The organism is Vibrio sp. J2-4 (assembly GCF_021728155.1).
GTDB classification, from domain to species: Bacteria; Pseudomonadota; Gammaproteobacteria; order Enterobacterales; family Vibrionaceae; genus Vibrio; species Vibrio diabolicus.
The window spans coordinates 447416-474057 of record NZ_JAKKCN010000002.1 but is presented as its reverse complement, the minus strand read 5'-3'; the positions used below and the strand labels follow the sequence as shown (position 1 = coordinate 474057).

The window sequence follows — 26642 nt, the reverse complement described above, 5'->3', positions numbered from 1 at the left end:
TCCCCGCGGGTAACTGAAACGGGGAATAACCAACATTAAAAAGGGCTTGATGATCACTCATCAAGCCCTTCTCTTTTGTCCAATAGACGTTTCGATTAGCCGAATGAAGCCCAGATGACCGTAGCCACAAGAATTGGACATACAAACTTCACATACGCTGGCCATAACTTACCAAACCAACCTTGCGTAAACTCCGGGCAACCTTGCTCAAGCTCTTTGATTTTTGAGTTGCGATTCCATACCCAACCACCAAATAAGCAGAATAAGAGCGCAGCGGTTGGTTGTAGATACTGAGTAGCAACCGTCGCGACCATACCAAACAGAGCGCCAAAGTTATAAACAATCACCACACTGAACAAGGCGATGAGACCACCTAAAACCCAGCTCGTTGCGCTACGCTTGGTGTTGAAACGCTCACTCACTAACGCCACTGGACACTCTAACATTGAAATGGAAGACGTTAGCGCCGCAATCGTCAGCAATAAGAAGAACACAATAGAGAACAATTGACCAAGCAAACCTAAGCTATCAAACATCAATGGCAATACGGTAAATACCAACGTATCAGAGCTTAATAGAGAGCCATCTTCAGCATAGATTTGAACGCCTTTTTGCATCGCAACAAACATCGCTGGCATCACCACTAACCCTGCAATGAAAGCAACGGCAGTATCTACCATGGTCACGTTCATCGCCATCTTTGGTAGGTTCTCTTTCTTACTCAAGTAAGAGCCATAAATCAGCATTGAACAGCCACCGATCGTAAGCGAGAAGAAGCCCTGCCCCATTGCAGCAAGAATCAACTTGCGGTCCCATACCTTTTCGAAATCCGGTACCAAGTAATGCTTTAGCCCTTCCATCGCACCATTTTGCGTCATGATGTAAGCAAACAGCAGGGCAAACAGAACAAACAATGCTGGCATCAAGCGTGTTGACCACTTCTCAATACCTTGTTTTACTCCACCTTGTACGATGAGAATCGTTAGCACATAAAAAGTAATGGTTCCGAACAAGTTACGTTCAACGCTAAAGCCCTTTAGCCATTGAGTTGCAGCTTCTAACCCCATTAGATCTGTGATTGCACCCAGTAAAAAGCAGATCAACCAACCACCGACAATAGAGTAAAACGCTAAAACAGCGCTTGGTACGCTTAAACCAATCCAGCCCACAATACCGCCGAGCTTTTTACCTACCGGATGATTGGTAAGCGAACGCATACTATCCACCGGGTTGGCTTGACCATGACGACCAATCGCCATTTCAACCACCAGCATAGGAAATGCGACGATAAGAATCATCACCAAATAAACCAACAGGAAAGCACCGCCGCCATTACTGGCAGCTTGGGTTGGAAAGCCCCAAATATTGCCAAGGCCAACTGCGGCACCTGCGGCTGCTAAGATGAATCCGAGACGAGAGCCAAAATGCTCACGAGGCTGAGAAGAGGTTTGCTGTGTCATACTACTCACACAAAATATCATTGAACTAGCTAACTAGTACACTATAGCAATATTCACTATTCAACAAGAGCACTCCGGTTAAATACTCGACAGTTGAAACAATTCACAGTCATTCAGCTTGTAAATTTTAACGTACATCTCACATTCATCATTCTAAGACCTGGCGACTTTTGTCTTTTTCACATGCCTAGAATTTGTGATTCTCCCATCGTGAAGTGAGCCGAAAAATAATGAGCTTTGGTGTAAGGAACGAATAGTTCCTCGTGATACTGTGTCGAAAAGCAGAATATTGTGCTTCGCTTTTTCCCCCTTATGTCTATTTATCAGCTAGTTATTACTCTGTTCTCATTTATATCCATGACTCAAGGAGAGGAAAATGAAGGTCACTCTACTTCACGGAGCGATGGTTGCAGCACTCAGCGCCAGCTACCAAGCTCAAGCCTATAACTGTCAAAGTCTACCCGACTGGGACAGCACTGCGACTTATACATCGGGCGCTTTAGTAAAAACGCAAGGAGCCGCTTATGAGGCTGCATATTGGACGCAAGGCAATGACCCCGTGACCAACTCAGGATCTTGGGAAGCATGGAAAGCGTTAGGGCAATGCGATGGTGGAAGCAACAACTTATCACCAACGGTGTCGTTCTCCTCTCCAATAAACAACGCACAAATTCCCGAAGGCAGTGCGATCACTTTGTTAGCCAACGCAGCAGACGAAGATGGCCAAATCACACAAGTTGAGTTTGTTGCAGGCAACCAAACGGTTGCTGTGGTAACTCAAGCACCATTCGAAGCTTCTTGGACCGCTATTGAAGGGATCTCGCAATTGACCGCAATTGCGACCGATAATGAGGGAGCCGTTAGCACCACGACGATTTCTATCCAAATTCAACCACAAGTCGAATTACCACCACCAAGCATTTCATTGACCAGCCCAGTAGGCACAGAAGTGCTTAATGTAGGTGATAACCTAACCGTAGCCGCTCAAGCTGACGATATTGATGGTGTGGTCACACAAGTTGAGTTCTTCGTAAACAATCAATCTGTCGCCATTGATACTAGTGCACCTTACGAATATCAATGGACCGCGAGTCCAGGTACATACTCGTTCAAAGCACAAGCGACTGATGATACAAACCTCGCAACGATGAGCCAAGAAGTAGCGCTGGTTATTAGTAATTCAGAAACCGGAACGGGCGGATGTGCAGATGCAGTACCTTATGTGGCAGGCACAAGTTATCAAGCTGGCGACCTGGTTTCTCACTTCAACCAAAAATATCGTTGTGATGTTGCTGGTTGGTGCTCCTCGGATGCGACATGGGCTTACGAGCCTGGTGAAGGGCTATACTGGCAAGATGCTTGGAGTGGCCTAGGTGCTTGTTCGACGCCACCGCAAGTTACCATTACGGCACCAACGGATGGACAAGTCGTGCTCGCTGGCAGCAATAACGAAATCACGGCAAACGCAAGCGATGCTGATGGCACAGTCACGCAAGTTGAGTTTTTTGCGAACAACACCAGCTTAGGGGTCACCACTCAAGCACCATATTCCGTTACTTGGAACGCCACACTTATTGGCGCTAACCAGCTTAAAGCCGTCGCAACCGATAATGATAACAACACGTCAGAGTCCCTGGTTGGTGTGGAAGTCAGCGATAAAGATTTGGTCGTCTCTCTGACCTCACCAAGCAGCGGTCAAACCGTCGGATTAGGCAAAAGCCTCGCATTAAATGCCGATGCAACGTCTTTAACTTCAGGCATTAAGCACGTTGATTTCATGATCAACGGCTCTATTGTTGCAACCGATACCACGGCACCTTACACAGCCAACTGGACACCAACTGCACTTGGTAACTTTACAGTTAGCGCCCAAGCTGTGGATTTGTCAGGAAGCAATGCATTGTCTGACGCCGCAGCAATAACGGTGGTTGAGCAAGCAGAGAAACGTCATAAACTCATCGGTTACTGGCACAATTTTGTAAATGGAGCGGGCTGTCCAATTCGTCTAGCGGATATGGCTGATGCGTGGGATGTGATTGATATTGCCTTCGCCGAGAATGACCGTAACAGCGATGGTACCGTGCACTTTAATCTATATTCAGGCGATATTTACAGCGATTGTCCAGCGCTCGACCCAGCACTGTTCAAACAAGACATGGCAGCGCTTCAAGCTAAAGGTAAGAAGTTTGTTCTCTCTCTTGGCGGCGCAGAAGGCACGATTACGCTGAATACCGATCAAGACGAAGCCAACTTTGTCTCTAGCCTAACAGGTCTTATCGCTGAGTGGGGCTTTGATGGTCTTGATGTGGATTTAGAGAGTGGATCTAACTTGGTTCATGGCTCGCAAATTCAAGCTCGCCTTGGTCGTGCTTTGCTTCAAATAGAGCAAAACATGGGTGGCGATATGTACCTAACCATGGCACCTGAGCATCCTTATGTTCAAGGCGGCTATGTGGCTTACAGCGGTATTTGGGGAGCTTACATTCCTGTGATTAATGAGACACGCAGCACGCTCGACCTGCTTCACGTCCAGCTATATAACAACGGTGGTTTGCCAAACCCATATCTGCCAGGCAGTGCACCAGAAGGCTCTGTGGATATGATGGTAGCGCAATCTAAAATGCTTATCGAAGGCTTTGAATTGGCCGACGGCACTCAGTTTGCACCACTACGTGATGATCAAGTCGCAATCGGCTTACCTTCAGGTCCTAGCTCGGCAAATTCAGGTCAGGCTCCGACACAGAATATTATCAGCGCACTAGATTGTTTAACCAAAGGCACTTCATGCGGCACCGTTAAGCCAGCGTTCAATTACCCGAATTATGCAGGGGTAATGACGTGGTCTATCAACTGGGATCAGTATGATGGTTTTAATTTCTCAAAACCTGTCGGCGATAAGCTCACCGAGATGAACGCGCAATAAGCTATCAAAGAACAAGCGGGTAAAACGGAAATATCGTCTTGCTTTCATTACTTGTTCAAGTAAGTAAAAACGAAAAGAGAGCACAATTGTGCTCTCTTTCTTTATACCATTGAGTTCTACTTTTTGAAGGGTAATTAAATCGTAAATACTCGGTAATCTTTTAGCTCAGGGATTTTCTTCAACAAATCGTCTTCTTGCCCTGCCATGTCATCCAACGAGTCACACAAGTCTTCTGCTTGTTGCTCTACCTCTTTCGAATGCTCAGCTAAACGCTCTTCTACTTTCGCGCTGAGTTCAGCCATACTCTCCGATAATGCAGTGAGGTTTATTCCCCCCTCTTCCTTCATTTTTTTCGATAAAGCATCCAACGAACTGGCTAAAAACTCTTTATTGAAGATCTCTTGTGCTTTTGCAAAGTCTTCAGTCCACCCTTGTGTCATGGATTCAAAACTCTCCGCCGGCAGGATGAAATCACCATCTTTGTAGTAACGTGATTCAACATCAGCGAAAAAGTCCTTTACTGCGGCTTTTACATTATCAAACGCACTAGGTGCATCGAGGCTTTCCGCAACATCGTCAATAATATCATTCGCAAGCGCTAAACCATCACTCGCCAATTGCTTTGCTTGTGGAATATACGCGTTCATTTTTTCGCGATAGTCTTCAATTGCCGCTTTCTGGTCAGAATTGAGTTCAATTAGCTCACCTTTGATGAAGAGGTTGTTATCCTCATCCACGACAGCTTTATCACCTGTCGTTTGGCGAATTTCCAAGCTTTGCCCATCCATACGGACTTCATTATTGATGTCCACACGACACTGCGCTGCATAACCAGTAGCACTGACCATCAGCAATGAGAGTGTAAAAAGCTTTTTCATGTCATTCTCTTTTATTTAACATTACTCGTGTTAAACATAACACTGAGTGATACATGAGATGTCAGCAAACCGTCACGACTTCGTAACAAGTTGTTTTTTCTCCTATTTTCACATCAATCTCATCGCCTTCTTCTTTCCCGAATAACGCTCGACCAAGAGGAGATTTTGCTGTTAAGACAAAGACTTCCTGAGCCTGATGTTTAACAGTCAGACCACCAGAACAAGGGCCTACAAAGAAGTGCTTTTCAAGCAAATTCTCATCTGCGAGAACGACGTAAGCACCTACACCAACAGGTGCGCCTTTAAAGTCGCGAGTCACTAGAGCGCGATATTGACGCAGCTCGTCTTCACTCTCTTGGATTCGCATGGCTTGTCCATGAGCAAGATATGCGGCTTCAAGTGCTAACGTATCGTACTTATGCTCGGGAACAGTTTCTTCATCTGTCGCGGCATCAATGGCTCGCTGAGCCGATGCATGGGCCACTTGAAGTTTTTCTTCCAGATGTTGGATGATAATTTGGACTAAGTCAGCTTTGTTCATACTTTTAGGACGCGCGTTTGGCACTCAGGGTGTGTTAATGTACCTAAGTTTACCATCAAAGAAAGGTTTCCCTATTATGCAAAGTGACTCGCTGCATCAAACACTTCAATCCGTATTTGGTTTTGACTCATTACGCCAAGGTCAACAACCTGTTATTGAAGCGGTTATGAATGGTTACTCTGCTGCGGCCATCTTTCCTACAGGTTCGGGTAAGTCTCTCTGTTACCAATTGCCAGCAACCGTATTGCCCAATCTTACATTGGTGATCTCGCCGTTGTTGGCGCTAATGAAAGATCAGTTGAACTTTTTGCAAAGTAAAGGGATCCCGGCCGCTTCTATCGATAGCAGTCAAAGCAGAGAAGAGTCACAACGCGTCATGGCAGGGGTGAAAAATGGACAGATCAAAATATTGATGATTTCTGTTGAGCGCCTAAAGAACGAGCGTTTTCGTGAGTTCATTCGCCAAGTACCGATCTCTTTGATGGTGGTTGATGAAGCGCACTGTATTTCCGAATGGGGACATAACTTCCGCCCTGATTATCTCAAGCTACCGCAATATCAACGTGAACTGAACATTCCACAATCTTTGCTTCTCACTGCAACAGCAACGCCCGCAGTTATTGAAGACATGAAACAAAAGTTCGATATTGCCAGTGAACATATTACCGTTACAGGCTTCTACCGCCCCAATCTGGATATCTCGGTGATCCCGTGCGAGGAAGCAACGAAACAAGAAAAGCTAAGTGAGATCATCGCCTCTTCACCTAAGCTTCCGACTATCGTATACGTGACACAACAGCAGACAGCAGAGCAAGTAGCAAAGTCACTAATCCATATTGGCATTAATGCTCACGCATACCACGCCGGCATGAAAAGCGACGTTCGTGAACAAATCCAACAGCAGTTCATGGATAGCCAAATTGACTGTATTGTTGCAACGATTGCATTTGGTATGGGGGTCGATAAATCTGATATCCGCCGCGTCATTCACTTCGACTTACCCAAATCGATCGAGAACTACGCACAAGAGATTGGGCGTGCAGGCAGGGACGGGCAACGTTCTGAGTGCATTCTGCTAGGCAATACGTCCGGCTTAACGGTGTTGGAAAACTTTGTCTATGGTGACACACCTGAACTAACCTCTATTAACTATGTAGTCGAGCAAGCGAAAGAACATGCTCCACAATGGGAGGTAGTGCCACTGCGTTTATCGCGTGAAAGTAATATCCGCCAATTGCCACTCAAAACCTTGTTGGTTTATTTGGAGCTACATAAACTCATTGAAGCAAAATACAGTTACTTTGCGGAATATCGCTTTAAGTTTTTGCACGATCAGCAATTTATTGTGAATCAATTTCAAGGCGAGCGACGTCAATTCGTGGAAGCTATTTTCTCCTCCTCGCAAAAAGCCAAAGTGTGGTGCCAAGTTGACCTAGAAGCGTTATGGATGAACTATCAATCGGAACGCAGCCGAGTTGTCGCAGCCCTCGACTATTTTCACCAGAATGGTTGGATAGAGCTAGAGAGCAAACAACTGACCGACGTGTACTCTGTTTTGCCAACCACACAGAGCTCTGATATTTTAATCCAACAACTGTATGAACTGTTCCAATCCAAAGAAAGCAAAGATATCGAAAGAATTCACACCATGCTGCGCTTATTCCAGTCAGAGCACTGTTTGAGCTCACAATTGGCGAACTACTTTGCGGATCACAATGCACCAGAGCAATGTGGTCACTGCTCCGTGTGTCGTGGTCAAGTCGCTTCGTTCCCAACACCACAAGGTGAGGGTATTGAGCCACCTCAAGTAGCAATGTGGGTGCAGGAATTTATTCAGCTCTCCCCTTCAGCTATCAGCAATGATGCTGTCGCCCGCTTCTTGTGTGGCATTAGTACCCCTTTAATTAGCCAGCTAAAAGCTTCAAAACTGGCGGGTTATGGTGCGATGGCCAACACAAGCTTTGAACAAGTATTAGCTCAGGTAGAAGCAGTAAGAGCCTAGAAAAAGCTCAATTGACGCGCTTGGTTCTCGGGCTTGAGCATCACGTTCAAGCCTAAAAGGCGTATTTCCCGTCCGTTTTGGCGCTTAAGAATATCTCTTAGCAAGATCTTGAAGTCCTCAAGCTCTAATTGCGGATGGATATGCTCAATTGTTGTCAGTTGAAAGTCGGCAAATTTAACTTTAATACCTTGTTTAATAATCGATTTATCTGGGTTTGCACGCTCTAAGCGTTTCTCGAGTTCAGGATAAAGTTTATCCTCGATCACTTGCCAACATTCATCATAGCTCGAGATATTCTGGCTGAATGTCCGTTCCACACCGACGGATTTCCTCTCTCGCTCAACGACGACCTCTCGATTATCAATTCCATGGCTACGCTGCCATAAAGATGCTCCCTGACGACCAAACTGTCTCAGCAATTCACGATAGTCGCTGTTTTTAATATCCTCACATCGATAAAAGCCCGCTTGATGTAGCTTCTCAAGACTCACCTTCCCAACACCAGGAATGTTTTCCAGCGGAAGTGTATCGATAACTTCCTGGACCTTATCTGGCGGGATAACAAACTGACCGTTGGGTTTATTCATATCAGAGGCGACTTTGGCAAGAAACTTAATCGGTGCAATGCCCGCCGATGCCGTCAGCCCAAGCTCATTCCAAATGTCGCGTCAAATAGACTCTGCGATCAACGTTGCGGAGCCACGGCAAGCTGTTGAATCCGTGACATCGAGGTATGCTTCATCTAATGATAGAGGTTCAATGATAGGCGTATAACGCTCGAAAATAGCACGAATCTGCTGAGAGACTTGTTTGTACACGTGCATGCGACCGGGAACGACTAGTAAATGGGGGCAGAGTTGCAATGCTCGCGCCGTTGACATTGCACTACGAACGCCATATTTGCGCGCCTCATAATTGCAGGTGCTAATCACGCCACGCTGTTTTTCATTACCGCCAACGGCGAGTGCAATGCCACGGTAGCTAGGATTATCTCTCATCTCAACGGCAGCAGATCTAAACTCGTAGGTGAAAAATGTAAGTTTGACTGACTGAGTGAGTGAGAGCGCTTTTATAACTTAGGTTTAGATACAAGTTTTAACTTACACAAACCCCTTACAAAAAAATCCGAGAAATTTATGTAAAAAACGGGCATTTCGTTAAAAATTCACTTACAAAAATCACAAAGGGAGGTTTAACTGGTCTGTAGATACTTTGGGCTCAACACCAACATTTAAACCAATCAAACGAACCCTTCGCCCCTGTCTTCTGTTAAATGCTTCTTCACATAACCTAATAAAAAACTGCTTATCAAAAGTATCATGCCTATGTTCAACTGTTGTTTGCTGAAAGTCATTAAACTTAATCTTCACACCAAGCTTTGAAATGAGCTTTCCTTCAAGCGCTTTCTCCATTCTTTTTTCCAATTCTAAAAACAAGGGATCAATTGCTAAAAGGCATTGCTCTAAGTTATCAATATCACTGAAGTAAGTTCTTTCGACCCCTACTGATTTTCTTACCCTCTCAACAACAACAGGTCTATCATCTATTCCGTGACACCTATCCCAGAGAGTGTTACCGAATTTACCAAATTGACTAATCAGAATATTCCTATCGGCCTCTTTGACATCTTTACCTTTAAACAAACCAAGCTTATTAAGTTTTTCTAAAGTAACCCTGCCCACACCATTGATCTGGCCTAAGTCCAAATTATCAATAAATGATTGAATTTCATCAGGCGTAACAACGCAAATACCATTTGGTTTATTCACATCTGAAGCGACTTTAGAAACAAACTTTAATGGGGAAACTCCTGCCGAAGCCGTTAAATTCAATTCAGTTTGAATAGATTTACGTATGTCTTCTGCAATTAAAGTTGCTGAACCTTGAAACAGCTTAGAACCTGTGACATCTAAATACGCCTCGTCTAACGATAGTGGCTCTATTACATCCGTATACCGTCTAAATATTTCATGGATTTGCCTAGATACCGCCTTATACTTTTCCATATTTCCAGACACTACCGTTAAGCTTGGGCAAAGTTGCAACGCTTTTGCTGTAGACATAGCCGAACGCACACCAAAAGCTCTCGCCTCATAGCTACAAGTTGCAATAACGCCGCGACCATCTTTCCCTCCAACAGCTAGAGGGATTCCACGTAAAGAGGGGTTGTCCCTTGCTTCTACAGAGACATAGTAACTGTCGAGATCTATATGGATTATCTTTTTCATTAATGAAAGTTCACTATATCCCTGAAATGTTTAGTAAGGCGATATCATCACTGCGTGAAAACATCACCTCACTACAAGGGTATTTAAAAGAACGATGGTCAAGAAAAATCATAAATGCCTAGCGAGTAGTGAGCGGTGCGAGCGTAACGAGTGGCTTTATTATTATTCTTTACCATCACTGACAGATTTAATTGCTCAAAAAACCACCGTCGAACATGTGTATTTATACAGTATACTATCATAGCGTACCCATCACAAAGGAGGATTTGTATGCAAGAAGAATTGCTCTATTTAATCAATGCGAAAGCGCAGATTTTGGGCGTGTCGCCAAGTGCGATAAAGGCGGCTTTAGCCATGGAGTGCTTACTGGATGAAGAAGCTGCCGATGACCCAATTTCATTGATCAGAGACACCAGCATAAACGATATACGTTAATGCATAACGTTAATAGCAGCGCATCTTTGGACAAAAACACGTTAGAGTATGAATTCTAACGTGCTAATTTTGGATTAAAAAAGTATCTTGAAACCTAAAGCGTTTGTTATACGCCACAGGAAGCTTGGCTGTAGCATTGTGGTGAAGTTAACCTAGCCCATCAGCATTCATATGTCGGCTACAATGATTATTACCTAAGCTATATCTTCTCTAAGGAGGTAACCTGTAATGGAGTATTGCTCCACTAGAAAATCCAACACCACCATTGCCTGTGCCTTTAAGTTAGGTGTTTGCCTGACTCTATCATGATTTTTGAATAGATATCTTCTCATATATCTTTCCAAGTAAAATAGTGTATTTCCTGACTTATCTTGCGACAAATCGATGTCAAAGGTTTTTATTGCATTACTGATCCAGTAAATACCATCATCTAAAAATTCACTCCCAATGCCACAAAGGAGTTTGCTGATACTATAAATAAAAGAAGCTTCACTACCTATCTTACTGCTCAGGTCATTAAAAAATACTTTATTCTCCGGCGAAAATGTATGCCAAGCCATTGCATCGTCCTTCCAAGGAACTCTTGCAAATAAAAAGGATTCGATTATGCGCTCTTTATCATGCCGCCAACTTTGACTACTAATTGAATCAACGACGCAGCCTTTAAATCGGTTCCATACATACCAAAATGAGTCCGGCATGTTCAGCGAGTCTTCAGCGCTAACAAATTCATTTAATAAATCTGCCGTACCTTCGCTCAAGGTGAAGTCATCGGTAAAATATTTTAGGTATCTATCCTTTTTGCTATTATCTAGATGAAGAACAAATCGAGCATAGTGCTTTAAAAACTCGTATCTGAAAGCATAATCAAGGCGATTCTCTCTATCACGAGAGAGTAATTGCTGTGAAATTATCTTAATAATTTCCTCAACAAAGGGCACGGGGCTGTTGAGTTCGTTATCCAATGGCAGAAGCTGAAAAGCGGTTATCAATATATCGTTATCTATGCTTTCAATATTCTTTATTGCAGATTCCTCGATGGTTTCATCTTCGATACTCTTTGCTACATTCTCTAGTTCTTTAAAAAACTCCTGTTCAAAGTCATTTTTATCGATGTCATACTTTTTCGCTTTATACGCCTCTTGTCTTAAACGATCCTGTACATTTCTATGTTTTTGAGCAATTATCAAATAGCCAATGTACAGCGACTTCATGAACTCAGGTTCGTCTTTCCATAAGTGTTGAACAGATTGAATCGCTACTGAACTTATCCTATCCATTCCCATCATCGATATAGAGTCATGTCTCATTAAGGCTCTAATTAAGACAAACTTGATAGTAAGTCTTTCGTCTGCAAAGTCCTCTATCAACCTTGGAAGAACAAATAATGCAGGAACAAGGCCATCACCTATCTGATGTATATAATCATCATTGTTAACGATGCTGGCATAATCAAATATTACTTCCTTGCAAAATTCTAGCTCAGCTTTTCCTAATTTCTCTTTGAAGTCCCGTAACAGCACTGCGCATACATACGACGGTGTGGCTCGATCAAACTGCAATCCCAACGACATGCTGCCTCCTGAAAGATGATTCCATATTTCTTTTGCCTCACCCAGAGCAGTTAATGGATCATTTTCATAAGACTCATATTTATTGTAATTATCTCTATTGTAGAGCCTGCTATCAGCCCAATTATTTAAAGCTAAATGTTTAAAAGTCTCATTCGCTTCGCGCTGAGATGCTTCACAATATTCTTTAAGATCTGGTTCAATTTCTGGGTTGAGTTCTATTGTTATACCGTGTTCTATTTCTTTCGCTTTAGGTGACATTTCCCTTTTGTCCATGCGAGCTAAACATAAACGCCATGTTTTATCCTTATGATTTTCATGCTCCTTACTTGGTAAACTTCTGTAATGATGATCTAGGATTTTCCAAATTTCCTGAACCCTATTTTCTGATTCCTCACCACTTACTTCCTCAGTTCTAAAGAACTGATATTGAAGTGCTATGTCTTCTAACGAATGTTTCCTATGTTTTTGGTCACAAGCTCTTATTCTTTCATTCTCATGAAGTTCACTCGTTCGATTGACACTAAAACTTTTCAGCGAGATAAGTTGATTCTTATGTGTTTGATCTATTTTCATTCGAGTAGAATCATAATAGAAAAATTCTTTAGTTCTGAATAGAGTTTTGGCAACATTAAATGTCTTTTCATGAAACGCACATACTATGCTCGCAACAACAGCCACAAGCGCAGAAGATTCAGCTTTTTCTAAGATATAATTTAGATAATATTCAAGAGTTTCAGATTTAGTACTTTTTCCTCTCTCAAGAAAGAAACGCTCTAGCGACATTAATATTGATTCAAGTAGATGAGGACTGACTTGTGTTCCACGGTACATACACCAAAGACGATTTGAAACAGGTAGATTAGTTTTTCTACCATCATCTAGAAACAATGTTGTAGTTTCAACTTGGCCTTCATCAAGACTAGATTCAGCATATATTCTTGATGAAGAATTTAATAAGTCGATAATGAAGTTTAGTGTTAATTTTAAATCGGTTTTGAGCAAAGCATATATCGGGGTCTGATAAGCACTTGCTGGGTAAAAGTCTTGATGCCTATTCTCAACACCAAATTCGTGATCAATCTCTAGTCTTGATCTATAATAGTAACCGCCGTTTTCTGGTGGTTCATACGTCCAAAAACATTTGGCTAGAGTGATTACTTTTTCCGGGATCTCCATCGCAACATTGAAGCATTCCATTTTGGTTAAAATAAACTCACTCAGAAGGTAGTATGGATCGTTATGTCCTTTCCAATTGTTTAGAGTTACTTCATCAATGATCGCTTCCAGTTCACTTTTAATTTCACTTGCTCCATACAGAATCGTTAGGATCAAGTTTTTGGAAAAACCATCATCTCCAATATATATATCTTTTACGATTACCGACTTGTAAAATGATAGAGCAATTAGGCTAGCATATTTAGTTGTTTCTCTAGACTTATTGTTACTGTTCCAGTCGTAAAGAACGGGCAATACAAAATTGAGATTTTTCACGCCAATATTTTCGATATTTTCATAAATGAACTTAATTAGTGACATCCATCCAGTTCCTTTTGGCCTAGTCATCACATAATCCATTGATAAAATATCTGGTGCTCGCACTCCAATGCTATCAAAAAAACTATTATCTATTTCCTTGCATCCTATCCTTATCAATAGGCATATGCGCTTTAGAAGACTGAAGTCATCTTCCAATAATAAATTTTTACTAATGTTAAAAAAGTAATCAGAGTACTCGGACAGAAGCATAGAAACTAACACTTCATCTTTCCACAACTTGGCTATATTACTAGATGATAAGGTTTCTACAATAAGGTGACTAACTTCTTCATTTTCGCTGCTAAGCTTCTCTGATAGCCATCGTCTGAACACTCTTCTGATAGGTAAAGATTGTTGTATTTTATCAAAAAACATTTCCGCGTTTTCTGAGGATAAAAAGCTACTTTCAACTAATTTTTCCAGCGCCCACTCTTCATAAATATCATGAGTAATGAAATATCCTCTATTTGACTCATAACTGATTATTCCTTCAGAAACTAAGACTTCTTCTACTTTTTCATTGGAGTAATTAGTGTCAGGAATTACAAAAAACCTTCCTGTATTGGCTCTTTCTTCAGCTAGCCGAATAAAAAACTGCTCTCTTTGAGGGGATCTTTTTGTAATAACTCTCGGCCACAGAGATTCCTTGAATTCAAAGTAGCTCGCGCCTTTGTTGTCCTGATAATACTTCAAGAATTCTCTCAAATAAAATGGGGTCAATATGAGTTCTTTAAACTTCTTATCATCAGGGATAATAAATTCATGCTTTTTAGCAAGCTCGAATAACGTATCATCATCCAACTTTTTTATGTGTATGGAATTAAAGCTAGTTTTGTACACTTCATATAGTTGAAAAATCAAATCATCTAGGTAGTTATTTCTCGTGGTGAACAACACCTTCCATCCACTTTTGATTAGGGTGGATAGATACTCTTTAATAGGATCTGTATTTTCTAGAGTAAGCAAATGTTCCGCAGAATCAATAACAACTGTTTTATTGCCTGCCCCATCATGAGCCTCAACAAAATCCTTTATAAAAACACCTGACAAAAATTCCTTCAAACTGCTAACAGAGAACTCTGTCGCTTTATGGACATAAAACGCATCATTCCTCCCCTTATCTCCATATAGCTCTTTTATCAAGGCGGTTTTTCCTGTGCCACCTTCGCCACTTATAATTAGCGCACTAGAATTTGAACTTTTAATTTCGGAAATTAAATTAAATCGATTAATTGAAACTTTTTCGTCGCCAAAGGTTATAGTAGTTTCAATATCGTCTAGAATTGCATCCGTATGAGACTCAAACGAACTCAAAAGTGCAAATAAGTTATCAGATTGAGTGAAGAAATACGAAGCAATCCGGCTACAATCACCTACAACAAACGGTGACTCGAAAAAGCTACAGCATCTCCATTCAATTTCTAAGTTGTTTTCTTTTGCCTTTTCTTCTGCTTCTATTTTTCCTTTTGGTTCTTTTCCTTTATTTTGACCCCATTCTGAATTTGTGTAAAAAATTATTTTATTTAAATCAGGATAATCACGTTTCGCTTTTGTAAGAGTTTCTAAAATGTCATTTTTATGGTTAGATAATGCAACTTCATAAAACTTTGCTTGCCAACCAACATTAATTCCATCTTGGGAAATAGGATTGGTTTCTATTGCTGATTGATTTTTATATCGAAAAATGCCAGTTTTCACTCGGAATTCATTGCAAAAAAGGAGATAACACATCCATTCAAAAGCGTCTTGTGGATTTGTTGAAAACTTTGCTTTAAATACTTCCCAGTCTATCTTAATCAACTTTTCTCTACCCTTTTCAAGTACTAACAGATATTGAACGTTATCATTTAAATGACTATTGAGGCTTTAGTAGAACAGTAAAGCCACACTTTGGTTCAAATTCAGGTCTTCTCTACCCAACACACCATAGTAAACTGAGTACATAATTAATCATTATAAAAAGTAGGTCAACTAATGTCGAAAGAAGCAAGTCAAGATTGTTGCTCTACGCAACTTTGGGGCAAAGCCTTCTTAGAACTATTACATCCACAACGTGCCCACTACGAATGTATTCACGGGTAAAAACACCATATGTATCGCTTCAGCTAAACAGCTACCGTACACTAAGACCACAGCCAACACCAACCAACTTTTTGGATTTATACCCAACTTTTTGGCTCGATAAACAAAAAATTGTATCGGCATACACTACTATCATCCTACCTAGCTGATTTTGCAGAAGAAAGTTAATGGCATGCTTACTGCTTATTGCCGTGATAACTAGTATTCACTTTAGGTATTTGTGTGTCCTATAAAGTTCTTCCACTGTCGGAAGTAATGTCTCATGAATTTGGATTGATAGAGGGCAACTTCCATAATATTTCGGAAGCGGATATCGCCTCTGCTATTCCTTCACATCTTACTTTTGAACAGCTAAAGCAGCATCTCTACGAAGGTAATCTCGCACTCGTGAGTGATACGCCTCAAACTCCTGCTCTGCTTAGTTACAACGACCCAATAGGTCCTAAAACTTGGCGGCTGAATTCTGAGGTTATCTCTGAACTTTCGGATGATGCGGCTAATAATTTGTTAGCAATAACGAAAACCACCAGAGCAACGGGAGGTTACCGCTCTTGTATCAGGGAAACCTCGACGCCCGAACGAGTTTACACGCCGCAGCTAATCGCAACCGAAAGTGAAGAGGAAATCACCAAGGAATTTGAGTACAGCTTCGAAGTCGGATGCTCGGATATCACCATAAAGAAAATGGTGCACAGTGACTTTGCTTTAGCGAAAACTGAAAAAGAGAACGCGGTGACCCGTTGGGAGCAAGCCAATACCGAGCAAGGCACCCGCTACACAGCGTTATGTGTGTTTGATGAGCCAAAGCGTTTAAATATCCACATCGCTGATGACAATCTCGGACTGACACCATTGGAAGCCGTCACATTACAAAAAGCCGGCAGCCATAAAGCTGAGGAAGGTTTTATACCTGTTGTCCCTGCAGTGCGATTGGGTGAACGTTTAGGTTTGCCTACAGAAGGCTATTACTACCACTTTAATGATGGTGAACTTGTCCAAGAATACAAAATTCTTGGGGAAGAAAAATGGGCGTTTTACGCTACGCAATCGACACAAGACAAGCTCAATGACGAGCGTGGTTTTACTAAAGACCAAAGCGCTATTTTGGTGTATTGGAAATTAGCCGATCAAATCATCGAAAATCAATACATCATTTATCTTGAGCGACAAATCACGCGTGAAGAGCTCGATAATCTCAGTGAAGATTGGCTGTGTGAAAACGGGATAAAGTTGGATATCCCCGCATTGTTTGATGCGGTCAAACAGCCGGAAGCAGCGCGCTCAGAAGGTAACAACGATGAGATGCAAGCGGAACAAACCGCAGCGACGCACACCGTAACGGTAGGGGAAGACTGGCAAAGCATTGCTGAACTATATGGTATGGGAGCTAAAGCCTTGCTCTTGCTTAACCCAGTGTTTGAGGCCGACCCTCTGTCACTTGCGGTAGGTGATGAAATTATTGTTGCTGAGAAGCAGCAACAACAAGCACCGGACAAAAAGAATACCTTTCCGCCGCTGCGCCCACAAACTTACAACAACATCCGCAACAGTCATTATCAGCACAGTGATCCATTGCTCGGGTTGACCAAATATAGAGCCATTAACACTGCCGATTGCATAGAAGGCGATGTGGTTATCCTCAATTTAAAAGACGCCACAAGCTCGCTCGTGTTCGCTAAATCCTGCACCAGACCAGAGGGATGTATTGAAATTGGCGACCAACAAGAGTCAATAAGTAACTTTGGTCCTTGGTCATTCTTCTTTGCACAAGCCAATGCAAACCCAGCTGCTGTCATACCTGCCATTCAAGCGACACAAGCACAAATGGCTATGGGCAGTTCCGCAGCTGTCGCCGGTTCCCCAGAGCAAATGCAGCAAACCCAAACCGCAGCGATGCAGTTAGATAAACTGGCCGGCACATTGAAAGACAAAATCGTCGAGGGCTACCGCTGGCAGGTCGAAGGTATTGGCGCTTTGTTTGCCATGCAGCAAAGCTTATTTGGCGATAACACCCAATACACAGACCAAGATTTACGCCAAGTAACCACGGCGCAAAGCCGCGTTCGTGTCCACATTACCGAGCCCCAAGATGGTGAGTTTTATCCGCACGTACAGGGCTATCATGTAGATGACACACGAATCCCCATCAAATATGTGAAACAAGGGAACAATGGTCAGTTGTCCGTTGCGATTGAAGAGAACGGAGCAACCATATATTGGACTCCAGAAGAAAACGGTGAAGCAAGTTGGCAAACTACCCCCGATCATAGTGATGGGTTTGAAAAAGACGATATACTGGTCACGCCAATCCACTCGGATAGCGATGCGAACGTCACCGTTACGCCTGCGCCTGAAGAGAAAGACTGGCGTGATGCAATTTTGGTATTCCCTGAAAGCTCAGGTATCGTTCCTCTTTATATTGTATATAGTGAAAATGCTTACTCATCAGGATTTAAAACGTTTTTGTCACCGAATTCATATCCTGGTGTTTCGAGAGCTCGTCACTTTCAAGAAGCTAATGAGAACCTCTTGAAGATGATGGAAACAGATCCAGAATTTGCATCTCAGATGGAATCCTTGAATATAAAACTAGAGAGAACAGCTACAGGCTTAGCTCCTAGACGACCTCCAAAAGGTTGGACATGGCATCATGAAAGAGAAAAAGGCAGCATGGTTTTAGTCCCAAGAGAACAACACACAATTGGTAGTGAAGAGTGGAAAGTACTTCATCCAGATAACAAGGGGGGCTACTCGATATGGGGGAAATAAAAATGAAATTAAGAGAGTTAATGCTTGATGTTGCAAGCTTGGATCCTGATTTAACCATTTACATTGACAGTGCATGGAGTCCTGAATCCCATATTTTACTTTGCGCAGAGCCAGAGGATGGAAGCTCACCGGAAGGGTATGACTACTTTTTAGAGGTATTTATACTGCAAGAATTATTTGAAGATGTTCCCGAGATCACTGTCGAGCGAGTCATCAAATACGCTCAAGATGATGCTTAATATAAGCTTTACTTTGCTTATAAACATAAGGCGTTACAAGGACGCCTTTTCTCATTCCCATTTCTCAACCGGTTCTAAAAACCGCTCAAAGTCCTCTTCTGTCAGAACCTTATGGCTGCTCTCGGTGAACTCAATATTTTGTCCATCGCGATTGAAGATAACGTACCAACCATCAATTGGACGCCAGAAAAAACGGTGAAGCAAGTTGGCAAACTCCCGATTCAAGTCAATTTATACCTGCGAACCTTAAACGGACGATGGGTGGCAAAGCTCCTCGAGCAAGGTTTAAGGATACCGTTGGGGGAAGACGTTCTTTCTAAATGCACCATGTTGAATAAATACAACATGGTGGTTCTGTGTACGATGTTGACAACTTAAGAGCCCCCGTAATACAACACGAGGATTAACAACGAATAGCATTAGAAGAATGGATTACTTTTAGTAAGGCAAAACCCAATTAACAGGATATGAATGAGTATTTACTCTGTCTTATAATGGGGCAAAAGTGCGTTGGAGTTATTAAATGGGGAAGTGCTTTTCCTCATACTCTTCAACCAATGCAGCTAGCCTTTCAAGCTCGTCACCTTCAGGAGTGCCAGGTTCGGCTGCATCAAACAGTGATTCAATTCGCTTTAACGCAGCCTTGTAATCACTTTCAGAGATTTCAAGGCCCAACTCATCCAATGTTACCTCAGCTAGTTCATCACTATGCGCAGTATGGGGTGTAATCCCCTTGACCAGTTCTTTTTCAGATAACCGTTTTTTGCTCACAGCTCGTCTTTCCATTCAAAATGAGATTAGATAATTTATAGCATACTGCGTTATTAGCTACAGCGTAAGGTTTGTCCTGAAACACGCAATGGGGCATTAGTTAGTTCTATTGCCGAAGCGACGAGATCAGAAGCGGGTTGGAGCAGAGGTGATTTACGAAACAACCTGTTGGACAATTGGGAAACAGCTTGTTTCACAAATAAATCTCATGACGGCTTCTTGCGCTCTAAACACATCTTGGGGCAAAGAAGATTTACGAAAGACGATGCATGTACTACTGCATCAATAACTTTCACGCTGAATTAACAAAAAATCCAATTGCCGAACCTAAACTTAAGTGATGTAGATGAACTTTGACAAAAATGGTATATCACGGACTTTAAACTAATGGAGACGCTTCCTATTGAACCTGTTTAGATGAGTGTAGACACGTAACAATGTCAAAGCTATATTTACTTATCATCGTCATCGGATGAAATCCGCGGCTCACCATCTAAGATATATGACATGAAACAAGAAACTAAAAAAATTCACCTTTCCGACCAACAGCGTCGTGAAGCAGTTACTCGCTTGATGAGTCGAGTTATTGTCAGTGAGCATCGTGCCCCCAAGATCAAGAAAGTCCGCCGTAATGTTATACAACAGATGTGCGTTGCATTTACTAAGGCAGTTCACGCTGAATAGCAATCACTAGTAATTCTTTCACAGCCTTCAAAGGTGTTTTGTTATCTAGCCAAAAACTAGCGCTATTGTTGCGTTAGCTTCCTCTCTAGAAATTGAATGAAAATGTCATCTTCTATGTAAAATAGATCATAACCAACATGCTGAATACCCTCTTGCGAGATTTCCGTGATTTGCCCTTTACCATCGTTCTCGAGTGAAAACTCTCGTTGAAGGTTATATATCAACTGATTGAACCGAAGGTCAGTATTGTTGCTCCAAAGTTCCTTCAAAAGTGAAAGCGTAGTTTCTATTCTTTTAGGGTCGCGCATTGATGTGCTCCTTGTGGTCTAACGTCAAAATACATATTTGAATTAATTTTTATGATGTTAATTATCAGCGCCAAGGGGCAACACGTCTAGCGGACATACATCTTAATTGAGGTGTTCCCCAAAGTATTACTGTTTAAAACCAATACCAAAATTTAACTCTAGTTTTGGTATTTCACACTTTTCTGGTCGTGTATTTGAGCTCAAATACCAAAAGTAACGTTGAATTTAGTATATATACCAAAAATATGCATAAATTTTGGTATCGCATGTAGAAAATGCAGGATGCAATCTCCCTTCAACCAATTTGTATCAATTTTGTTTGTGCAGGAACCTGTTAGCACCTAAAGCGTTGGAGGCGCTTTAGTCTAGAGGACGAGCCCCATAGATAAAAAGACAATATAAACCTGATTGATTGGAACGATATCTTTACTTAGTTATTACTTGGTCTTTTCCACAAATAAGAGCAAACTCATCGCGCAAGTTGCGTCACGCAACCTGCGTGATGAGCTTTTTAGCTCGGAGAAGGAATCAAGAAAGGTTTGCCATTAATGCACAGCACACTCTTGGACAAAATGTATGGTACGCCCCGTTTTGCAAGTGAAAAATTCAAATAACGGAGTTGGTTTGCGCTAATGTATTCAGAGTCTAATTGGGGACACCTACATGCTACATAGCCCCAGCTCTACGATGAGATCCGCGCCAGATTGTCCTCAAAAATGAGAAAGCGTTCTATGTCGCTGTTCTGTCCACAAGGTCTTCAATCTGGTGGTCTAACCGTTTTGTCATCTTTCATTTTCATATGCAAACTTGATTTATACTCTTATTTCAAATGGTTTCTTCGTAGCCATAACAGACCAAGCTATCCTCGCTAACTTATTGGCTAAAGCTACTAAAGCAACATTAAAAGGCTTTCGAAGTTTTAAGTCTGTAAGCCACGAGCCAAAGTATCTCTGAGCAGTTTCATCTCGCCATAAAACAGCCCTAGCTGCATGGATAAAAAGCTCACGAAGTTCTTTGTTACCTCGCTTGGATATCCCTAGCATTCTTGGCTTTCCACCTGTTGAATATTGAAATGGTACTAACCCTAGCCAAGCTGCAAAGTTACGGCCATTGGAAAAGTCTTTAGGGTCGGAGACGGAAGACAGGCAGCAAGAAGCTGTCATAGGTCCAATGCCTGGTACGGTTTGTAATATAGTAAATAACTCATTGTCACGATTAAGAGTTTCCAGCTTCTTATCTTGCTCTTTAATTTTGTCATTAAGATCATTGTAATGACTAAGCTGATCTCGTAACTCAAAGACTAGTAAAGAAGGAACTGGCTGCCCTGTATCTGCCAACCATTGAAAAAGACGCTTCATATTCGCATGCCCGCGTGGAAAGCTGAAGCCAAACTCAGTAAGGATAGAACCAATACGGTTCATCGTTGCCGTTCGCTCTCGAATATAGCCTGTTCTAATCCTGCGAATAACTACTCCTAATTGTGCTTGTTCAGTTTTCGGTGAAACAAAGCGCATTCTTGGTCTGGTCGCAGCTTCGGCTATAGCATCTGCATCAATAAAATCATTCTTATGACTCTTCACATATGGCTTAACATATTGAGGGGGAATCAGCTTAACTTGATGCCCATATTCTTGGCATTTTCTTGCAAGCCAGTGAGCACCACAGCAAGCCTCCATTGCTATCAATGTTGGTTCATGCACAGAGATAAACTGTAGTAATTTACTTCTAGATAATTTGTGCCGATATTGTTCACGACCACTATAGTCGTGGCCAACTAGATGAAAAGTAGATTTACCTAAATCGATTCCAATAACTTTGATTGCCGACATGATGGCACCTCCCATATTCAGCGACATAGCTGAGTGTAGTGCAGGTGTGGGGCGTACCATCTTATTAGCGAGTTAGGGATTGCGCCCAAAAGCGTCTACTTCAGATAAGTAGAGATTGGGGTAGAAGGAAAAAACTCTAGTAATTCGCGATCATACTACGGTACTTCACGCATACCGAAAGATTGAACAAGGCAAAGCCAACTCATAAAATTGAGTCAACGTGAACCGTCATGAGATTCAGCACTTTAAGGACAATTCCGTCCAGTGCGTTTTTTTAAAATCAACGTGAGGTCGCCGTAATGACACAACCCCCAAACAGCAATGCCGCCCTGCTTATCGTGACACTGCCAGAGATGCTCGCGCAGCTATATCCCTACTTGGAATTGTTGCTGGCGTGCGCCCACTGACTAAGGAAAAGGCCGAGGCGGTCATGCCGCCTCGGTATTTCCCCAGCAAATAGTATGGTGCTGCTAATATCACATGACCACTGTTGCTGGCACAAGTGGCGACTCCGCCATGAATGAGCCTGGGACACAACTGTTTAGAATCCCAAAACGTAGGGGCTAAGTCAGTGTGGCTCAGCCCTTTGGTTTAATCCAGAATAGGGTAATCTGGCTGTATGTGGGCCTCCTCCCACAGCGGGTGGCCTGTATTCACGGGTAAAGGTTGCGGTTCGATATTCACATTGCCCCAAACACCGCCTTTGAAGTTATTGGAGAAACTCATGACTTCACTGCCAATATCCAGCACGACCGGATTGGGCGCTTGGCCGTGCTCGGGGACTGTATAGTGCAGCGTAAGGGATTTCGGCTCGCCTTCAAGAAATCGTGTCAACATCTCCGGGAGTTGCTCGGGTAAGAGGTAGCACTGCTCCAGCGCTGGGCACAGCAGGTGGATCTGATTCAGGGCAATTTGCAGCGTCGAAAGGGTAAGGACATTGTCGAGTGTGGCATGGATACGCAGTTTCCACGTCTTATTGTGCTCGTCGCGCCAGCGCCCGAAAAAAGCATCGGACTGGTGGAGGAAGACCGCACTGGGGCTAATGGCAACCTTATAGTCGGTCTCTGAGTTATGCTCCAGCCTCTCTTCCCCCTGATTGCGGGGTGACAGGAACAAGCCATGGCGGCGGATGTGATCCATCGCCAACTGTTCAGGATTGCACTGCTCAAAGCGCTGGGTCTCGGTGATCCGTACCCGGGGTGTAACCCCACAAAGTTGGCTCAGGTAGTCAGCCATAGCCTCGGCATCGGCCTGTATGTCACGGCGCCCCATGGCCTCACGCAGTCGCTTGGTCCACTCCAAATAGACCTCACAGAGCTGATCATTGATATGGTTATTCGGTCGGATGATTAGCACCTGATACATGCTTTTGTTATTCCGGTGGGTCTCGTCCAGTGTGAGGCGCAGCTCCTCCAGCTTCAGCTTGTCGATGGCCGCTCGCAGGGCGTGCTTGGCCTTGTAGTCCTTTCGGAACAGGCTGTGTTTAGGGTAGCCGAGTAAGGCGGCTGTTTTCTCTCGGCACTTGCCGTCATTGAGTGGGGTGCCCAGTTGGGTTTCACTAAAGTGGCGGACAAGGGCCATTAGATCGGCAAAGCCATCGGCTTCGGTCAGGGCCAACTCACGGAGCTGTTGCTGAGGGCGACGTAGATTACCCTTGCGGGTTGGTTTTTGGGGAGTACTAGTATGTAGTGGTTTCATAGGGATCTCCATCGAAACAGTCGCTGAATTGCTATGAGATGCTCGCTCGATTCATCCTAGCGTCAGCTTGGTTTCGTTGGGAAATAAGCTATGAAATACCTAACGCGAGACGCATTAGTACACTTCGGAGGTCTTACACATGCCTAAAGCATGTCGCAGTTTGCCTTGCCCTTCAACGGGCCTCCACAGGGGAGTAAGCGAGAGACAGGTCGTTCGCACCAGTGCTAACACACACCAACTGCTAACGACCTAAAAGGCTGAGTCGGGGGCCAACAACCTTAATCGTAAAGTAGGTTCTGGGGTGATGTCAAGAGGGCTGAAAGCCTTGCGGCCGAGCCCGTGATTTCTTAGGTGAAGTCGAATATGCGGTGTCAGATCTTGCATTGTGGATTTAACGCCTACATGGAAGACTCTTTCTCACTACAAAAATTTGGTTTCGGTAAAGCCACTTCTGGCTCACTTTGGGGCACAGGCTTTTCAGAAGAAAAGCCTGTAACAGATCCTGCCTGTCAGCAGTCTGTTTTCTCAGATAGCCTCAGAGCGTCTTCTAGCTCAACGCCAAGGTATCGAATTGTGTTATCTAGCTTCGAATGTCCAAGTAAGATCTGTACGGCCCTTATGTTTTTCGTTCTGGCATAGATTAAAGTGGCTTTAGTACGGCGCATGGAATAAGTGCCGTAATAGTCAGCATTCAATCCCAGTTTTTCAGCCCAGTTTCTGATAATAGATCGATAGAATGAGTAGCTGATAGGTTGCCCAGATCGTCGGCTGCTCGGGAATAGAAAACTGCTTGCCTCTAGGGATGCTGCAAAAACCCACCTGCTAATACTTTGCTGCGTTCTCGGAGTAATCTCATAGTGGACATCGGTGCCCGTTTTTTGCTGGATGCACTGAACCCTCTCATAGATAACTCCTTGCGAAGAAACATCGTAAACATGTAGCTTTAGCAAATCACTCGCTCTTAACTTGCTATCTATCGCTAGGTTCAGTAGTGCAAGTTGCATCAGATCGTTTTCAATCTCCAGCCTAGTTCTGATTCGCCAGATCTCTTCAAGCTTAAATGGTCTTTTAACGCCGCTGCATTTTCCAGAAGATAGCTTTCTCATGATGACCTCCTTTCAATGTTGTTGGTCAACATGAAGTTTGGCAGTCACGTTTAGTAGGGGTCAGGAAGAGCTGAAACGGCTATGGACAAAAGCTTGCTAGTGACTTTGTTAGATTGGCAAACTATCAATAACTACAGGTATGGTAAGTTTACTTATGAAGTCCTGATGCGATGAATAACATCGCACCAGAAAAAGTATTGGCTGGGTTCGCAGTAAAAAGTCTTTAAGTTAAATCATCGCACTTTGCAGGTGGAAGAACATAAATACGGCTTGAGTGCTTCAATGTAAGTTCTCGCTTAGATGTACATTCGATGTAGTTTGACGTTTCTATACCTTTTCTTAACGAGGTATCGAAATAGTGTCCGATTAAAGCAAAGATTAATGCTCCGAATAGCATTAATCTCAGAGTTAACTTTGGTAGTTGAATGCCATTGGCAATGTTGAGTAATGCCATTGGGATAGAAGGAAGAAAAAAACCAAACAATACAAATGACGACGTATTGTTAAGGTATCCCGATACTCTGATTACGGGGTTAATTCCTACATTTTCTACAGTATGAATTAAATTATAAGCTCCCAACCCGCACCATAACGCAAATCCTGTAAAAAATATTAAAAATGTAAGTTTCTTTAAAAAATCTAACATGATCAGTCAATTAATGCCTCTACAGTTTCTTTCATTGGCTTAGTGAATTTGTACTTATTATCTAATTCCGATACATATCCACCGATCTTAAATGCTGAATAAACAAACAAACCTAACCCAACTGCGGCAGGTAAAGAAAACCCAAACAAAATCCCAGCACCAGCACGAGCAACCAAAAGCACTCCCTGAGCGGCCACGCCAGCAACTACACCTTTAGCAACATCCGCCGTAAGTTGGCCTACGACTTCGCTTAGCGTCTTCTCATCGTGCAGCATGTAATCAACCGCATTAACCGCACTACTAAACACAAACTCTAAATAGATGTTGCCTCTCAAAAAACGGACATTACCTTGGACAGTATTCAATGCGTGACCAATCTTAAGCATTTTAGGCGTTGCTTGTTGCCAACGGATACCGAGATCTAAATATCGAGGCTTGTAGTTCTCAACCACAATATTCATTACACCATTGATATTGACGGCTTTGGCGGTTGCTCCCCATCCACCAAGCTCTTTAGCGACTTCATAAGCCCCTTTGAGTCCTACGCCAACGCCAGTGTAGTCCTTACCTGTAGAAAGCTGACCGTGTGTGTCTTTGATGAGCAAATCTAAATACTCGTTGGCTTCTTCAACTGTTAGTACGGCAATACTGACGTTCTCTTGCTGTGAGGTGTCCCACTGGTATTCTTTCGCTTGATCCTGTAAGTCCTTATTCCATTCTTCTTTCGTAAGGTCATACGCTTGTTGAGCAGGTTTTCGTTCAGCAAGAACGCGCTCTCTATTTTCAGCCCATCGTTTTTCATCGCTCGCGGTATATCTCAGCTCTTCCTGACGCTCTCGGCGTTGGTGAGCTGCTCTTTCTCTAGTGGTTTTTGGCCTTTCTACAGGGGTTACAGGAGCGGATTCATATCTCATAGAAGTCGGTTTTACTGAT

The 26642-nt window shown here is 42.9% G+C and carries 18 protein-coding genes and 1 pseudogene; 7 read left to right on the top strand and 12 right to left on the bottom strand.

Going from position 1 to position 26642, the window contains the following annotated elements; translation table 11 throughout:
* Positions 1-95 precede the first annotated feature (95 nt).
* The gene (locus L3V32_RS07540; protein ID WP_012841489.1) at positions 96-1460 is read right to left on the bottom strand and encodes a sodium-dependent transporter; all 1365 of its coding nucleotides are present in this window, start codon (positions 1458-1460) and stop codon (positions 96-98) included.
* Positions 1461-1836: 376 nt separating this feature from the next.
* Here L3V32_RS07540 and L3V32_RS07535 point away from each other — a divergent pair, with 376 nt between their 5' ends.
* Positions 1837-4383 carry an Ig-like domain-containing protein gene (locus L3V32_RS07535; RefSeq protein WP_237284061.1) on the top strand — a complete coding sequence of 849 codons (2547 nt, stop codon included), beginning with the start codon at positions 1837-1839 and terminating at the stop codon, positions 4381-4383.
* A gap of 134 nt (positions 4384-4517) precedes the next feature.
* Here L3V32_RS07535 and L3V32_RS07530 read toward each other — a convergent pair whose 3' ends face one another.
* Positions 4518-5261, bottom strand: coding sequence for a YggN family protein (locus tag L3V32_RS07530; RefSeq protein WP_237284060.1), 744 nt, complete (start codon positions 5259-5261; stop codon positions 4518-4520).
* A gap of 61 nt (positions 5262-5322) precedes the next feature.
* Positions 5323-5802: a GreA/GreB family elongation factor gene (locus tag L3V32_RS07525; RefSeq protein ID WP_237284059.1), complete on the bottom strand. Its 480-nt coding sequence runs from the start codon at positions 5800-5802 to the stop codon at positions 5323-5325.
* A gap of 76 nt (positions 5803-5878) precedes the next feature.
* Here L3V32_RS07525 and L3V32_RS07520 point away from each other — a divergent pair, with 76 nt between their 5' ends.
* Positions 5879-7804 carry an ATP-dependent DNA helicase RecQ gene (locus L3V32_RS07520; protein WP_046875121.1) on the top strand — a complete coding sequence of 642 codons (1926 nt, stop codon included), beginning with the start codon at positions 5879-5881 and terminating at the stop codon, positions 7802-7804.
* Here L3V32_RS07520 and dinB (L3V32_RS07515) read toward each other — a convergent pair.
* Together dinB (L3V32_RS07515) and dinB (L3V32_RS07510) are read right to left on the bottom strand one after the other, a co-directional pair.
* A pseudogene (gene dinB / locus L3V32_RS07515) lies at positions 7801-8802 on the bottom strand (DNA polymerase IV). The gene L3V32_RS07520 and the pseudogene dinB (L3V32_RS07515) overlap by 4 nt on opposite strands.
* Positions 8803-8982: 180 nt before the next feature.
* The gene (gene dinB, locus L3V32_RS07510) at positions 8983-10032 is read right to left on the bottom strand and encodes a DNA polymerase IV (RefSeq protein ID WP_140391630.1); all 1050 of its coding nucleotides are present in this window, start codon (positions 10030-10032) and stop codon (positions 8983-8985) included.
* Between the two features lie 270 nt (positions 10033-10302).
* On the opposite strand from dinB (L3V32_RS07510), the gene L3V32_RS07505 reads away from it, so the two are divergent.
* On the top strand, positions 10303-10467 hold the full coding sequence (locus tag L3V32_RS07505) for a hypothetical protein (RefSeq protein ID WP_158111749.1): 165 nt from the start codon (positions 10303-10305) through the stop codon (positions 10465-10467).
* Positions 10468-10661: 194 nt separating this feature from the next.
* Here L3V32_RS07505 and avs4 read toward each other — a convergent pair whose 3' ends face one another.
* Positions 10662-15377: an AVAST type 4 anti-phage nuclease Avs4 gene (gene avs4 / locus L3V32_RS07500; RefSeq protein ID WP_237284058.1), complete on the bottom strand. Its 4716-nt coding sequence runs from the start codon at positions 15375-15377 to the stop codon at positions 10662-10664.
* A 504-nt stretch (positions 15378-15881) separates the two neighbouring features.
* Here avs4 and L3V32_RS07495 point away from each other — a divergent pair.
* From L3V32_RS07495 to L3V32_RS07485, 3 genes are all read left to right on the top strand, one after another.
* A complete protein-coding gene (locus L3V32_RS07495; RefSeq protein ID WP_237284057.1) occupies positions 15882-18428 on the top strand; it encodes an S-type pyocin domain-containing protein in 2547 nt (848 codons plus the stop codon).
* 2 nt (positions 18429-18430) lie between these two features.
* A complete protein-coding gene (locus L3V32_RS07490; RefSeq protein ID WP_169629046.1) occupies positions 18431-18667 on the top strand; it encodes a hypothetical protein in 237 nt (78 codons plus the stop codon).
* 111 nt (positions 18668-18778) lie between these two features.
* Positions 18779-19045 carry a hypothetical protein gene (locus L3V32_RS07485; RefSeq protein ID WP_237284056.1) on the top strand — a complete coding sequence of 89 codons (267 nt, stop codon included), beginning with the start codon at positions 18779-18781 and terminating at the stop codon, positions 19043-19045.
* 141 nt (positions 19046-19186) lie between these two features.
* Here the strand turns inward: L3V32_RS07485 and L3V32_RS07480 are convergent, their stop codons facing one another.
* The gene (locus L3V32_RS07480; protein ID WP_130545431.1) at positions 19187-19438 is read right to left on the bottom strand and encodes a hypothetical protein; all 252 of its coding nucleotides are present in this window, start codon (positions 19436-19438) and stop codon (positions 19187-19189) included.
* A gap of 507 nt (positions 19439-19945) precedes the next feature.
* Here L3V32_RS07480 and L3V32_RS07475 point away from each other — a divergent pair.
* Positions 19946-20122, top strand: a complete 177-nt coding sequence (locus tag L3V32_RS07475; protein ID WP_153904563.1) for a hypothetical protein — start codon at positions 19946-19948, stop codon at positions 20120-20122.
* Positions 20123-21242: 1120 nt separating this feature from the next.
* Here L3V32_RS07475 and L3V32_RS07470 read toward each other — a convergent pair.
* From L3V32_RS07470 to L3V32_RS07450, 5 genes are all read right to left on the bottom strand, one after another.
* The gene (locus tag L3V32_RS07470; RefSeq protein ID WP_025612881.1) at positions 21243-22259 is read right to left on the bottom strand and encodes an IS110 family transposase; all 1017 of its coding nucleotides are present in this window, start codon (positions 22257-22259) and stop codon (positions 21243-21245) included.
* Between the two features lie 591 nt (positions 22260-22850).
* A complete protein-coding gene (locus L3V32_RS07465; protein WP_069545939.1) occupies positions 22851-23957 on the bottom strand; it encodes a hypothetical protein in 1107 nt (368 codons plus the stop codon).
* A gap of 509 nt (positions 23958-24466) precedes the next feature.
* Positions 24467-25063: a tyrosine-type recombinase/integrase gene (locus L3V32_RS07460; protein WP_237284055.1), complete on the bottom strand. Its 597-nt coding sequence runs from the start codon at positions 25061-25063 to the stop codon at positions 24467-24469.
* Positions 25064-25286: 223 nt separating this feature from the next.
* Positions 25287-25709, bottom strand: a complete 423-nt coding sequence (locus tag L3V32_RS07455; protein ID WP_025816239.1) for a hypothetical protein — start codon at positions 25707-25709, stop codon at positions 25287-25289.
* 2 nt (positions 25710-25711) lie between these two features.
* Positions 25712-26623 carry a hypothetical protein gene (locus tag L3V32_RS07450; RefSeq protein ID WP_025816241.1) on the bottom strand — a complete coding sequence of 304 codons (912 nt, stop codon included), beginning with the start codon at positions 26621-26623 and terminating at the stop codon, positions 25712-25714.
* Positions 26624-26642: the final 19 nt, after the last annotated feature.